Source organism: Aeromicrobium sp. Root495 (assembly GCF_001426755.1).
Classification (GTDB): domain Bacteria; phylum Actinomycetota; class Actinomycetes; order Propionibacteriales; family Nocardioidaceae; genus Aeromicrobium.
Map to the genome: position 1 here is coordinate 220,015 of NZ_LMFJ01000002.1, position 13,452 is coordinate 233,466.

The following is a 13,452-nucleotide window of genomic DNA, read 5'->3' on the forward strand; positions in this document are numbered from 1 at the left end:
CGTGATCGTGATGAGGTCGCAGCCGGCCTCGTGCAGGTCGCGCAGGGCCTGGCTGACCTCCTCGCGGGTCTCGCCCATCCCGAGGATGAGGTTGGACTTGGTCACGAGGCCGTAGTCGCGGGCCTGGGTGAGGACGTCGAGCGAGCGCTCGTAGCGGAACGCCGGGCGGATGCGCTTGAAGATGCGCGGCACGGTCTCGAGGTTGTGGGCCAGGACCTCGGGGCGCGAGTCGAAGACCTCCTCGAGGAGGTCGGGCTTGCCGTTGAAGTCGGGGATGAGGTTCTCGACGCCGGTGCCCGGGTTGAGCTCGTGGATCTGACGGACGGTCTCGGCGTAGAGCCAGGCGCCTCCGTCGGGCAGGTCGTCACGTGCGACGCCGGTGATGGTGGAGTAGCGCAGCTGCATCTTCTGCACGGACTCCGCGACACGGCGGGGCTCGTCGCGGTCGAGGTCCTCGGGCTTGCCGGTGTCGATCTGGCAGAAGTCGCACCGACGGGTGCACTGCTCGCCGCCGATGAGGAAGGTGGCCTCGCGGTCTTCCCAGCACTCGAAGATGTTGGGGCAACCGGCCTCTTGGCAGACCGTGTGCAGGCCCTCGCCCTTCACGAGCTTCATGAGCTCGTTGTACTCAGGACCCATCTTCGCGCGGGTCTTGATCCACTCGGGCTTCTTCTCGATGGGAGTCTCGGCGTTGCGGACCTCGAGCCGCAACATCTTGCGTCCCTCAGGGTTTGGTGTGCTCGAACTCGACATGCTCAGCACTCCTGCGGGGTCTGGTCGCTCGTGGTTAGCCGTCGGCATTCGGGGCAGATGTCCAGCGAACGTTCACGGACGTCGACGTCGAAGAACACTGGCCACGTCAGGCAGGGGATGCCGCACCCTGTCAGGGCGGAGCCCAGCCGTTTCCAATGGACGGTTCCCCAGGGCACGAGTGAGCCCAGCGCGGGGTCGCGGTCTTCGGCCTTGACCTTGTGCGCGGCGGTCGCGAACCAGGAAGACCTGGCTTGGAGGTCGAGGGGGCGGGAGGTCGGTGGCATCTGATCAGATCCTGTAGGTGTGTTCGACCTTGTAGACGTCGACGACTCGGTTGAGGGATTTTCCGATGCGATCCTGGTCTGCGGGATGTTGCAACGAAATGACGACCGTCGTTCGCATGACGTCGTCAGTCACCTGCTCGAGACCTTTGACCTTCTTGTGGTTGAAGTTGCTGAAGTCTGCGATGAACCGTTCGATCAGGAATTCTCGTGAGGCGACGGCTTGCAGAACTCTGCAGCCAACGGTGACGCTGCGGCGGGAGTACACCGTCAGCACAAGGAGTCCGGAGACGTCCTCGTCTGATTCGAGAAGCCCTCGTGCCGGTCTCACGAGAGAACGAAGGCCTCGCTGGGGTCCTCCAGAAGACGGCCTAAGGTCGCCATGACGTTCGACCCCAATTCGCCGTCAATCAGGCGGTGGTCGAATGACAAAGCCAGTTGGGTGACCTTGCGGACCCGAAGCTCGCCGTCGACGACCCATGGGGTGTCGCGAACGTTCCCGAAGGCGAGGATCGCGGCCTCACCCGGGTTCAGGATCGGGGTTCCCGCGTCGACGCCCAGGGCACCGATGTTGGTGATGGTGATGGTGCCTCCGGACATCTCCTCCAAGGAGGTCTTGCCGGCACGGGCTGTTGCCACTAGTTCACCTACGGCGCCGGCGAGGCCACGGAGGTCGAAGTCGTTCGCCTCCTTGATGTTGGGGACGATCAGGCCTCGTGGGGTTGCAGCGGCCAGGCCGAGGTTGACGTAGTGCGGCTCTACGATCTCCTGGGCGTCCTCGTCCCAGCGGGCGTTGATGCCTGGGTAGCGACGGATTGTCATCAGCAGAGCATGGGCGACGAGCACCAGTGGTGTGAGACGGACTCCTGTCCAGGCGCGGTCCGCCTTGAGCTTCGCTAATAGGTCCATCGTGCGGGTCACGTCGACTGTGAGGAACAGTGTCACGTGAGGTGCGGTGAAGGCGGAACTGGTCATGGCTGCGGCGATCGCCTTGCGGACCCCCTTGATGGGGATCCTGGTCTCGCGTCCGTCTACGTTGCCCTTGACCGCGGGGGGTTGTTCGTTCAGTGCCTCGGCTGCTGCCTCGACGTCATGTCGGGAGATGACGTTCCCGTCTGAGGGAGCGAGGGATGCTAGGTCTACACCGAGTTGCTTGGCCAGGAGTCGGACCGGGGGTTTGGCTCTGCCTGCGCCCTCGGGCTGGGCGTCTGGGCTTTTCGAGTCTGGACCCTTCGAGGTCTCGTTCGCCTGTCTGGTGCGGGTGAGGCGACGTGTCCGCGGGACTGCAGCCGTAGGACCGGTTCCGACCAGTACCAGAGGCTTTTCCTCGGGCTGGTCGGTGGTGGCGTCGTCGGCGACTGTGGGCGAAGGCGGCGGCGTGGACGGGGCGGTGCCGTCGTCGATCGTGATGATGACTGTGCCGACGGGAACGGTTTGCCCGGGTTCCGCGTGAAGGATGGAAACTGTTCCGGCGACGGGGGACGGAAGCTCTACGACCGACTTGGCGGTCTCGATCTCCAAGAGTGTCTGGTTGACCTTGACTGCGTCCCCGGGTGTGACCTGCCAGTCGAGGATGTCGGCCTCGGTGAGGCCTTCGCCGACGTCAGGAAGCTTGAACTCAAACACTTCGGTATCTCCTAGTAGTTCAGGCTGGCGTCGACGGCCTCGATGATCCGGTCGACGTTAGGAAGGAAGCGGTCTTCCATGTGGGCGGGCGGGTACGGGAGGTTGTAGGCGCCCACTCTCAGGACAGGGGCTTCGAGTTCGTAGAAGCACTCTTCGGTGACGGTCGCCGCAATCTCCGCTCCAATGCCAAGAAAGGTCGAGGCTTCGTGGACGACTACGACGCGGTGGGACTGGGCTGCGACCTTGCGCAGTGTTGGGGCGTCGAGCGGTGAGATGGTGCGCAGGTCGACCACTCCCACTGAGAAGCCGTCCTCATGCGCGGCGGCGGCGGCGTCCAGGGCAGTAGTCACGGTAGGTCCGTGTGCGACGAGTGTGCAGTCTGTGCCCTCGCGGAGGACGGCGGCCTCGTGGAGGGACCGGCTGGGTTCGTCCGACACTTCGGCCTTGTCCCAGTAGCGTCTCTTGGGCTCGTAGAAGACGACGGGGTCGTCGGACTGGATGGCCTGCTGAATCATGTGGAACGCGTCGTCGGGGTTGGAGCAGGAGACGACTCGTAGACCTGCTGTGTGGGCGAAGTAGGCCTCGTTGGACTCCGAGTGATGTTCGACTGCGCCAATACCACCTCCGACGGGAATCCGGATGACGATCGGTAGGGAGAGGCGGCCCTGGGAGCGGGCTCGCATCTTCGCGAGCTGGCTCACGATCTGGTCGAAGGCGGGGTACACGAATCCGTCGAACTGGATCTCGCAGACCGGTCGGTACCCACGCAGAGCCAAGCCGATGGCGGTGCCCACGATGCCGGACTCTGCCAGTGGGGTGTCGATGACGCGGTCTGTTCCGAAGTCGTCAGCCAGCCCGTCCGTTACTCGAAAGACACCACCGAGTGTGGCGATGTCCTCCCCCATAACGATGACCTTCTCGTCCCGTGTCATTGCCGCTCGTAGTCCGGCGTTGATTGCAGCGCCGAGGGCGTACTTGGTGCCCATGTCAGCCCGCCGTCCTGTCGTGACGCGCGAGGTACTGCGAGGACTCGGATCGCATGACCGGGTGAGGCTCGGCGTAGGTGTGTTCGAAGACGGTGGCGAGATCGTCGCCGTGAATGGATTTGCACTGTTCGCGGACCTCTGCCGCGAAGGTGTCTGCGCGGCCTTCGAGGTCGCTGAAGTGACGCTCACCTACTCCGGCGTTGCGTAGGAGGCGTTCCAACCGGGTGATGGGGTCCTTCGCCTGCCAGGCGGACAGTTCCTCGTCGGTTCGATAGCGCTTCGGGTCGTCCGAACTTGAGTGCCCGGCGAGACGGTAGGTCTCTGCTTCGATCAGCGCTGGACCTTCTCCGGACCGGACCCTGGCCGTGGCGTGCTGGGTGACGGCGTGCACGGCCAAGGCGTCGTTGCCATCGACGTGGTACCCGGCAACTCCGAACCCGGCTGCGCGGACGTGGAGCGGTGTGCGCATCTGCGTTGTAGTCGGTGTCGATATGGCCCACTGGTTGTTCTGACAGAAGAACACGATGGGCAGGGAGCCGGCGGCGGCCCAATTGAATGCTTCGTTGACGTCGCCCTGGCTCGCAGCACCGTCTCCGAAGTACGTCACGACGACCTCGTCAGAGCCTTCCAGTCGGACGCCAGCGGCATAGCCGGTCGCGTGCAGGGTCTGGGTGCCGAGGACGAGGGAGTTGATGTGTACGTTCGACTCTTTCGGGTCCCAGCCTGAGTGGGCCGCACCACGCCATTGCCGCAGGATGTCGGCCGGTGCGATCTTTCGGCACATCGCGACGGCGTGCTCGCGGTAGCTCGGGAACACGCGGTCGGTGTCCCGGAACGCCCTGATCGATCCGACCTGGGCGGCTTCCTGCCCCCAGCTCATGACCCAGAGGTGCAGTTCCCCTTGGCGCTGAAGGGCCAGGGCCTCGTGGTCCAGGCGGCGGGCCAAGACCATGTCGGTGTGGAGTTGCTGAGCGAGTTCGAGATCGATGCCCAGATCGTCCCCGGCGCGTGTGGGGTTTCCGTTCTCCTCCACGAGCTGGAACGGTGCGGTCGAGGTCGGATCGTTCTGGCGCGCTTCGAGGATGTCGCTGGACTTGGTGACAGGCACTGAGGGTGTCCCTTCGGGTGTGCTGGTCGTGGTGGGTTCGGCGGTCACCGTCATCGTTGGCTCCTGACGAGCACGTCGGCATGGACGTGGCCTGCCGGCTCGGTCTTGGAGCCGACGCGGGCAACGGGTTGGTCCGCGACTCGCCACGGACTTTCAGCGGCTGCTTCGAGGGGCGCGGGGGACGTTGCCAAGAGGCTGGGGCGTGCACAGGACTGTCGGCGCCGGTACCGCAAGCCGCCTGAGTGGATTTTCGGGTTGTGCCGTGCTCGTCGGGGGGACGTATGGGTGTCTCGCCGCGCGTGTTTCTGGAGGTCGCTGTCGACAGACAGGCTTCGACAAACGTCGGGCATAGGTGTCGCGCGGACCTCGACCGCCTCAACAGAGCGGGAATGCATCCGGAGGTCGGCCCCGCGCGCCCCGGGGCGGTCAAGAGTGGTCGTGTTCATGGCTGCACAACTTCCTTCATGCAGACGTCAGAGCTTTTGGCTCGGCCGCCCGCGGCTTGAGTGTCCTGTGGGTCACACGTGACATTCCTTGAGCCAATACTGGAAACTGGGTCACCCAGCGTCAATGAACTGGTGCCGAACTACGCAGTTCGACAAGCAGGCCGCCACAAGTGGCGACCGAGGTGGGCAGAACGGCAACGACGAAGGAGCAGCTTCGGGCCCGCCGTCGCTCCACCGTCGCGTCCCGAGCATTCCGAGTTCCCCGACAGCGCCAAGAGCACACGCCTTTCGAGACCGAGCATCATCGCGATCTCAGCACCGAGTATCAATCAACTATGTGGACTCGGTTGCTGACTCCTGCCACGACCAGAACACAACAGAAATCTGGCGGGCAGGTGTGATCGTGAACGCCTTCGTGGGATGAGTCAGTCGTAAGCCTCACTCAAACGAAAGGACCCGCGATGGCGGTCCACTGGGTCAACTACGACCTCAACCAGGCCGGTCAGGACTATTCGAACCTGATCGAGTACCTCCAGTCGCACGCGAACTGGGCGAAGCCCCTCAAGAGCAGCTTTCTCGTAAATACGGAACTGACCGCTGGTGAGCTGCGGGACGGAGCGCGCGAACACATTGACTCAAACGACGACCTCCTGGTCATCAGGGTCGACGGTCAGAACTGGGCATCTTTCGGGCTTTCGAAGAAGCTCAACGACTGGCTCCTTGCCAACGTGGCCTCGTAGCCCCTTAAGTCGACCGGCCGTTCCCTGCGATCAACCGAAGTGGGTGTCAGATCTCGTCGCATTGACTGAACTCGACGGAGTCCTCGTCCGCCTGGTCCACGGTGACGATCTCGTCCCTGGCGCCTGCGTCCTTTTCGGCGACTTCTTCGCAGGTTCGACCTTGACCGGTGCGGACGAGTCGTCCGGCCCGAGACGCTTGTGCAACCGTGAGCATCACAGTCGCCGTGCCGTCTGAAGGCGACGAACGTCTGCCGAACTAGACGGGGGTGACTACTCCGATTTCGTGATCGCGGTGCTGGCCTCTTCCGATCGCGCGCTCGACGTCACGGCGTCCTTGAGTCCATGAGCTTCTTGCCGATGACAGTCACTCCGTCGGCGGCGTAGACCGGCGCCCACACCTCGCCTTCGGCATTGGGCTGGATCATGACAGCCTTCTGGCGACGTGCCGCATCGGCGAGGGCTTGGGGGTCGACTTTTCCGACGACTCCGTCGGGTAGCTCGGGGAGCACCAGCTCATCATCGATGTCGGTTCGCTTTACATATCCGTGGGTGCCGTCCTCTAGGACTACTGGCAGGAAGTCGGGGCGATTCTTCACGGGTGTTCCGGGATTCCAGTCGCCGGCGGTCTTGCCGTTGCCGATGACCTGGAGAGGTGCGACGCCTGCCGGGAACTTCCCGTCCGTCACGGACGGAACCGGGAGGTGCGCGTCGTTGTTGTCAGCGGCTGCGGCGATGACGTTGCCGCCGGCGAAGCCGCCCACGATCGCCACCACACCTGCGGCCAGGCCGGTCTTCCATGAGATCTTCTTCATGTCAGCTCTCCTCAAGCCCGGCGCAGGTCGAAGTAGTAGGCGCTGGGTGTCTGCTTCGTGACGTAGTAGGTGTCGCCGGCATCCGATACCCGCAGGTTGTAGGAGACGCCGTAGTAGTACCCCGGGAGCGGACAGTTCGACTCGGACCCGCTCGTGATCGAGGTGACACGCTCCTTGGTCCAGGTCGAGGTGCTGTTGTACTGGACCGTGGCCGTCCCGCAGGTCGCGCCGGTGTTGTTGTTGCGAATGATCGACTGAGCGCCTAGGTAGCCTGCCGGGACGTTCTTGGTGGCGTTCGAAGTGTCGCACCCAGCGAAGTTCGAGGTCTTGGCACCGGCCTTGTAGGTATCGTCGTTGATCGAGGCACGCCCATACGCGCACGAGGTGCTATTACCGAAGATCTTCGAGTAGCTCGTGGGGTGGGATCCAGCGGCAAACGCGGGCGAGGCACCCAAACCGGCTACCAGTCCGGCAACGACCACGATCCCCAGGATCCACCGATTCATCACGCTGCCCCTTCAAGAGTCTGGCCACCAGTGTTCGCTCAGGTCGGTGCGGAGTCAACGAATCGGCCCGAATGGGTTGTGGCAACTCCTCACCAGGAGTTCCGGGCAGGCCGTATCGACTATCAAGGTCTCCGTCTCAGTCACCTCCAGGTCTAGTCGGTGCCAACGGCACAAGTTCGCTCCTTGGCCGACCTCACCAACTTACGAGGAGAGTTCAACGTTACGTTCTTTTTGGGCGAGACTGGCAGACCCTCGGGCCGGGGAAACCAAGCTGCCCTGACATAGCGTGGGGTGGTGCCTCTCACCCCGGAGTTTTTCAATGTCGCAGCGAACCTCGTCCCAGTTCTTTTGATCGCTCTGGCCGTGGAGAGGTTCGCACTCGACTCGGAAGACAGCGACGATGGCGGATTCCGCTGGGGCCTCGTAGCTATCGCCGTGCTAGTACTCGCTGAGTGCCTAAGCCTTGGCGTCATCGCGGCCGGATCGAGTAATCGCTTAGTCGACTCTTTAACACTGGCCGCAGTGGCGTTTGGCTTGATGGCTGTCGCCATGACCTACACCGAACTACTGTTTCAAACATTCCCGGACCGGAACGGCTCTCGTCGGTCAAGGGGTCTCGATTTCCTGATTCTCATGACTGCGGTGCTCGCCCCGCTCGGCTTACTAGTCTGGGCTTACGCACGCATCTGGGCCTGAGCGCGGCAGCCGCCCAACATTAGTAAGGGCACTGTCTGCACCTCAGGGGTGGCACCCTCGCACTGTGTGCAAGTTTGCGATCGGAGTCCTGTTGGGACTGCTCGCTGCGCTGGCTTCGTGTTCTCGGCCGACTGACATGCAGACCTACCAGCGTCTCGTGTCAGAGACCGACGTGCTCCACCTGAAGGTGATGGGGGAACTCGGGAGCGTCTTGAAGGTTGGGGACCCAGTACCGGTCAGCACAGGCCACTACATGCGCTGCAAGGGAAGCCCGACGAAAATGGCTTACGTGATCGAAGTGCCGGTGGGTCTCCAAGGGCGAGTGTCCCAGTCGAAACTTGAGGCCTCGGCTCTGACAGCGCTCACTCGCGCGGGACTTGACGTCCGCGTTGATGATTCAGGTGCCCTTCGCGGGTCGAGGGGCCCTTCTCGCGTGGATGTTGTGCCGGACCCAGGAGCGAGTGCGGACGCCCTAACCGTCACGAGCTCACTGCCGTGCAGGGCGCTGTCCGAGGAGTCCGTTGCGCGCCTGGAAGCCGAACTTCCGAGACCTGTTCGCTGAGCTTTCGTCTAGGCGCACATCTGAGTTCTCCCGTCCAGACCCGCGCGAGACGGCGACCCCGCTTGCTGCCTCGACGGAGGCGATGGTGGGAGTTCCCGGACTGCCTGGCGCCAGTCGAAGGCAGCGGCTGCCGCTGGCTTCCTGACTGACAGCTTTGCGGGAGAAAACTGGGTTGTGCTTGCAGTCGAATACTCAAGGCAGAACTCACTTCCCATCTCACCGCACTTGCGAAGGGATTCCTGGTGTCCGCGATCGAACCGAACTCTGCCCTCAGCGCTGCGGAATAAGCACCTAGGCGGCACCGGCCGCCCATCCTCGCAGCTGTGCGTGTGGCGCCGAAGCAAGCGGTCTCCGCGCACGCTGTCGGCTCCTACGACCTCGCGACATTTGGGTGATACAGGCATCAGATCGTGTCTGTTCGGACTGCGGGTTGACTCGGTCTTCCAGGGGTAACAAGTATTCTGTTAGAATTGCTTGACCTAAAGGAGTGTGTGTTATGGCTGAAAAACTGGGCAAGAATCCATATAGACCCGGCGCGGCTACCGCTCCACTTCACCTTGCCGGCAGGCAGGCGCAGATGACTCGCTTCGCGAAGATTCTTGGCGCGGCGCCTGAGATCCCGGCGAACCTCAGACTTACCGGACTGCGAGGGGTCGGCAAGTCAGTCTTGCTCAAGGAGCTAGAGGCAATCGCCAGAGACGCGAATTGGTCCGTTGCTCGCGTGCAGTTGGAGCCCCGGCACAACAACGAGTCCGAGCTTCGCGATCTGATCACGTCGCTCGCGGGGGTCGCGCAGCGCCGGATGTCGCGGACTCGAGCGCTCAAGGGGAAGGTAACCCACGTTGTGGCAGCCAGCCGAGAACTTCTGCAGGTGACCATCGAAGACGTCACCTTCAGCCTTGCCGGAGGGACCGACTCGGAGGCGGAACTGGCGGAGACACTTTTACAGACCGTGAAGGCCGCGCTTGAGACCGGGCACGCGGGTTTTGCCCTTCTTCTTGACGAAGCCCAGGCCATTCGCGACGACAAGGATCGAGGTGGTGAGCACCCGCTCTCCATGCTGGTTGCAACGGTCAACGCGCTGCAGGAGGCCGGGTTACCGATCGCGCTCGTCCTATGTGGTCTGCCGACGCTACGAGCCAACCTCCAGAAGGCCCGGACCTACTCGGAGCGGATGTTCAAGGCAGAGAATATCGCCGAACTTACTGGGAACCCTGGTCCCGCGCGTGATGCGTTCGTAGTCCCCCTCGAGGGAACAGGAGTTACCGCTGACGACGACTTGATCGCCCGCGTCCTTGACGAGGTCGAGGGCTATCCGTTCTTTATCCAGCTGTGGGGTGCCGAACTCTGGGAGGCAGCCAAGGACGTAGGCCGTGCGCATTTCGACATCACCATGCTCGACGCCATCGAAGGACAGATCTACGAGCGGCTCGACGAGGAGTTCTATGTCGGACGCATCGAGGCCCTCACCCCAAGCGAGCAGGACCTGCTTCTGCTCAGCGAGGAATGCCCCTACCCTCCGCTGAGGACGGCCGACCTCCGTGCCCGGAGCGACAAGAGCCAAGGAAACATCAACGTGCTCATGGGTCGGCTGACCGAGCAGGGAGTGCTGTACCGGATTCAGAACGGCCAGTACGGCTACACGGCGCCGAAGTTCGCCGAATACTTGGCTCGCCGAAAGGCTTCAATGCAGCAGTAGCTCAGTTGTGCAAATACAAGTCACCGGAAGGCGCCTGGCATACTTTCGAGCTCGTCCTGTAACTGGCTCATGGTGAGGGTGCCAGAACCGTTCACGCTGAACTTGCACTGGATCACGACAGATCCGACGGCTTCCGTCATCAGTGCAGGGTCTCTCGACTCCTCCCACTGTCCCTGCCACCCGCCGTCCTGGCCCAGATCGTTGGAGTCGGCGAACATGTGCACCGTCTTGCCAAGGTGCTGTTGGAGGACCACGCCGCAGAGGTCCTGAAAGGAGCGCCACCCGAGCTCGTGGAGGGCGTAACTCGCGGCGGTCACTTTTCGCCGGGTTTGCGCGGTCGAGGATCGGCGGGCAACAACGCCCCTAGGTCGACCCCAAGACCCGCGGCGAGCCTGTAGACGGTACTCAACTGAGGGTCGGTCCTGCCACTTTCAATCTTGGCAATCGTGACCCGGCTGACCTCGGAAACGGCAGCCAGGCCCTCCTGCGACAGACCTGCAGACGACCTCGCAGCAACGAGCAGCCGGCCAAGATCCACAGGAATGGAGGCCCAGTCGCCATCGGGGAACCTACCCATGCGCGGACTGCGCCCCTTGTCGCGATGAGCCGAGGACCGTGTCCTCGTCTCCATAGACCGGCGACCAATCCGATTCGTGCGGGGGCTCAACATTCATGTCGCCGCGCCGCCACTCGCTGTCGGTGTCGCATGGCCCCTGCGACCTCGATCTGCCGCTTCATCCAAGCTCGGCAGCCTCGGGAACAGATCGCCGACGTCGACACCTAAAGCCGTCGCAAGACGCTGAAGACTGGTCGCCCGCAGATCGATACGGCCGGCTTCAGCCTTGAGGATGCTGACTCGGTGCACGCCCGAACGATCCGCCAAGTCCTGCTGCGTCCAACCTCGTGCCTTTCGACAGGCGACGAGCCGTTCAGCAATCGTCACCAGGACGAACGGGGTTGAAGCCTCTGTTCCATCGTCAGACATGCCCCACCTCGATCCGGGTAAACCTCAGCCCCTGCCCGCGTTTACGCAGGTCAGGGGCCGGATTAATTTGTTGGATCTGGTGGCCCTAATTTGTTGGACCACTCCTGGTGCGCCCGAAGGGATTCGAACCCCTAACCTTCTGATCCGTAGTCAGATGCTCTATCCGTTGAGCTACGGGCGCGCCGCCCCGAAGGGCACGGACGAGTCTAGCCGAGCACCGCCCGAAGGGTGAAACCGGGCCACCAGGTCATCGAAACGCCTCCGGTGACCCACCCTCAAGCCTTAGGGTCAGCGCACAGCACCTTCACCCAATCGTCAGGACCCTCATGCGCACCACTCCCCGCTCCTCTCGTCGTCGGGTCGGTCCCGTCGTCGCGTTGATCGCCTCGACCTCGCTGGTCGCGGCGGGACTCGCCGTCACGAGCTCGGCCGCCCAGGCCGAGCCCGACGCCCCGTCCGTGGGGCCGTGCCCCGCTCCGTTCCCGGCCTCGAGCCTGGAGAACGGGCTGGAGGCCGTGGGCCTCACGACGGCCGGCCGGTACGCGAAGGACGGCGAGACCCGCGACTCCTCCACGACGCCCGAGACCTTCACGGCCACGTACCGCGGGACCGTCGAGGACAGCACCGGCGACCTGTACGTCTTCGACCTCGAGGGCTCGCGCATCACCAAGTCCGACGGCACGGTCGACGCAGGCGTCTGGTCCGGCATCTCCGGCTCACCGATCTACGCCGACGGCCAGCTCATCGGCACGGTCTCCTACACCTTCATCGAAGGCACCACGAACAGCGCCGGCGTCACCCCCGCGGCCGACCTCTACGAACTGCGCGACCGTGTCGTCGGTTCTCCGGTCGACACCCTGCGTGTCAGCCGGGCCGAGCAGACCCAGCTGCGCAAGGCCGGCGCCTCCGCCGCGGTCAGCGGCGACGCCGCCACCCTGAAGCGCATCCAGGCCCCGCAGGTCGTCGGCGGCCTCGGCGCCCTCGGCTCCCGGGCCTCGACCTTCGCCCAGAAGATCGCCGCCCGCTCCGGCCACAAGGCTGCACCGCTCGCCGTGGGCGGCAGCTCACGCGCGGGCGGACCCACCGAGATCGTCCCGGGCGGCAACGTCGCGTTCGCCGACTCCTACGGGGCCATCTCGTACTACTCCGTGGGCACGGCGTCCGCCGTCTGTGACGACACCGTGCTGGCATACGGGCACCCCAACAACTTCGCCCCCGCCACGGAGTCCATGCACGCGGCCAGCGCCGTCGGCATCCAGAGCGCCGCCGGCGTCGGGTCCTTCAAGATGGCCAACCTGGGTGCCCCCGTCGGCACCCAGATCGCCGACGGCCTGAACGGCGTCCTCGGCCGGGTGGGCGGCGTGCCGGAGGGCACGGTCGTCACCACCACGACCAACGGCGTGCGTCCGCGCACCTCCAGGTCCACCGTCCCCAACCCGGACGCACTCTCCTCCGTCGTCGCGTCGCAGATGGCCACCGACCTCGTCGTCTCGGCCGACCGGTACGCCGGCGGCGAGGCCACGGCCAGCTGGACCATCAACTACGTGGCCGACGGCACCACCGGCTCGCTCTCGCGCTCCAACCGCTACAGCGACGCCGACTACCTGCCCGACGCCGTCGGCAACGACGTCGCGTCCGACGCCCAGACGTTGCAGGGCCAGGCCTTCGCCGACGTGAAGATCACGAGCATCACGGTGACCACGAAGCCCACCTCCGACTACCGCGCCTACCGGTTCGGCAAGATCAAGGTGAAGTCCCAGGGAACCTGGCGCACCCTCGCGTACGACGAGGACCTCGACGAGTACGCGGTCAGCCTGCCCAGCGGCCGCTACTTCAAGGTCAGGGTCCGCCTGGAGCCCCGCAGCGCCAAGGCCAAGGTCGAGCGCACGTACACGGAGTACACCCTGCGCGCCCCCTCGGGACCCGCCGAGGCCTACCTCAGCATTCGAGGCGGCGTGCAGGACTACTGGTACGACGACGAGGACTTCGAGGACTTCGAGGAGTTCGAGGACGGCCTCAGCGAGCTCCCCGGCGCCGACACCTTCGCGGGAGTCCTCGAGGCGCTGCGCACGCAGCTGCGCAACGACCAGGTGGGGCTGTCGTACACGACGCTCCAGGGCCGCAAGCGCACCACCAAGACGGTCACGCGGTCGGTCGGAGCTGTCGTGTCGGGCGACGCCTTCTTCGTCGCCGAGATCGGCTGAGGCAGCACACCTCACGACGGAGCCCCGCGTCCCCACCTCGGTGGGGAC

At 64.2% G+C, this 13,452-nt stretch carries 14 protein-coding genes and 1 tRNA gene; 4 read left to right on the top strand and 11 right to left on the bottom strand.

Features of this window, described 5'->3' with window-relative positions; genetic code table 11:
- The 5 genes from ASD11_RS15130 to ASD11_RS15155 all read right to left on the bottom strand — a co-directional run.
- On the bottom strand, window positions 1–753 hold a 753-nt coding region (locus ASD11_RS15130), incomplete at its 3' end, for a lipoyl synthase (RefSeq protein ID WP_235503373.1).
- A 288-nt stretch (window positions 754–1,041) separates the two neighbouring features.
- Window positions 1,042–1,365: a hypothetical protein gene (locus tag ASD11_RS15140; RefSeq protein WP_156464830.1), complete on the bottom strand. Its 324-nt coding sequence runs from the start codon at window positions 1,363–1,365 to the stop codon at window positions 1,042–1,044.
- Window positions 1,362–2,660, bottom strand: a complete 1,299-nt coding sequence (locus ASD11_RS15145; protein ID WP_056289473.1) for a dihydrolipoamide acetyltransferase family protein — start codon at window positions 2,658–2,660, stop codon at window positions 1,362–1,364. The genes ASD11_RS15140 and ASD11_RS15145 overlap by 4 nt, the downstream gene beginning before the upstream one ends.
- 11 nt (window positions 2,661–2,671) lie before the next feature.
- The gene (locus tag ASD11_RS15150; protein WP_056289477.1) at window positions 2,672–3,646 is read right to left on the bottom strand and encodes an alpha-ketoacid dehydrogenase subunit beta; all 975 of its coding nucleotides are present in this window, start codon (window positions 3,644–3,646) and stop codon (window positions 2,672–2,674) included.
- A 1-nt stretch (window position 3,647) separates the two neighbouring features.
- Window positions 3,648–4,808, bottom strand: a complete 1,161-nt coding sequence (locus ASD11_RS15155) for a thiamine pyrophosphate-dependent enzyme (protein WP_082554485.1) — start codon at window positions 4,806–4,808, stop codon at window positions 3,648–3,650.
- An 853-nt stretch (window positions 4,809–5,661) separates the two neighbouring features.
- Here ASD11_RS15155 and ASD11_RS15160 point away from each other — a divergent pair.
- Window positions 5,662–5,940, top strand: coding sequence for a hypothetical protein (locus tag ASD11_RS15160; RefSeq protein ID WP_056289481.1), 279 nt, complete (start codon window positions 5,662–5,664; stop codon window positions 5,938–5,940).
- Window positions 5,941–6,263: 323 nt separating this feature from the next.
- On the opposite strand, the gene ASD11_RS15165 is transcribed toward ASD11_RS15160, so the two are convergent.
- Both ASD11_RS15165 and ASD11_RS15170 read right to left on the bottom strand, forming a co-directional pair.
- Window positions 6,264–6,752, bottom strand: a complete 489-nt coding sequence (locus tag ASD11_RS15165; RefSeq protein WP_056289485.1) for a hypothetical protein — start codon at window positions 6,750–6,752, stop codon at window positions 6,264–6,266.
- Between the two features lie 11 nt (window positions 6,753–6,763).
- A complete protein-coding gene (locus ASD11_RS15170; protein ID WP_156464831.1) occupies window positions 6,764–7,258 on the bottom strand; it encodes a hypothetical protein in 495 nt (164 codons plus the stop codon).
- Between the two features lie 294 nt (window positions 7,259–7,552).
- Between ASD11_RS15170 and ASD11_RS15175 the strand changes: the two genes are divergently transcribed.
- Together ASD11_RS15175 and ASD11_RS15180 are read left to right on the top strand one after the other, a co-directional pair.
- Window positions 7,553–7,954, top strand: coding sequence for a hypothetical protein (locus tag ASD11_RS15175; protein ID WP_156464832.1), 402 nt, complete (start codon window positions 7,553–7,555; stop codon window positions 7,952–7,954).
- 1,058 nt (window positions 7,955–9,012) lie between these two features.
- Window positions 9,013–10,215, top strand: coding sequence for an ATP-binding protein (locus tag ASD11_RS15180; RefSeq protein ID WP_082554486.1), 1,203 nt, complete (start codon window positions 9,013–9,015; stop codon window positions 10,213–10,215).
- A 20-nt stretch (window positions 10,216–10,235) separates the two neighbouring features.
- On the opposite strand, the gene ASD11_RS15185 is transcribed toward ASD11_RS15180, so the two are convergent.
- The 4 genes from ASD11_RS15185 to ASD11_RS15190 form a co-directional block, all read right to left on the bottom strand.
- Entirely contained in the window at window positions 10,236–10,433 is a 198-nt protein-coding gene (locus ASD11_RS15185; RefSeq protein WP_156464833.1) for a hypothetical protein, read from the bottom strand.
- Between the two features lie 95 nt (window positions 10,434–10,528).
- Complete coding sequence (locus tag ASD11_RS18960; RefSeq protein WP_082554487.1) at window positions 10,529–10,885, bottom strand: helix-turn-helix domain-containing protein; 357 nt, start codon at window positions 10,883–10,885, stop codon at window positions 10,529–10,531.
- On the bottom strand, window positions 10,886–11,200 hold the full coding sequence (locus tag ASD11_RS17900) for a helix-turn-helix domain-containing protein (RefSeq protein WP_082554488.1): 315 nt from the start codon (window positions 11,198–11,200) through the stop codon (window positions 10,886–10,888). It lies immediately after the preceding gene.
- A 105-nt stretch (window positions 11,201–11,305) separates the two neighbouring features.
- Window positions 11,306–11,381: transfer RNA gene (locus ASD11_RS15190), tRNA-Arg, on the bottom strand.
- Between the two features lie 145 nt (window positions 11,382–11,526).
- On the opposite strand from ASD11_RS15190, the gene ASD11_RS15195 reads away from it, so the two are divergent.
- Window positions 11,527–13,404 carry a hypothetical protein gene (locus ASD11_RS15195; protein WP_056289492.1) on the top strand — a complete coding sequence of 626 codons (1,878 nt, stop codon included), beginning with the start codon at window positions 11,527–11,529 and terminating at the stop codon, window positions 13,402–13,404.
- Window positions 13,405–13,452: the final 48 nt, after the last annotated feature.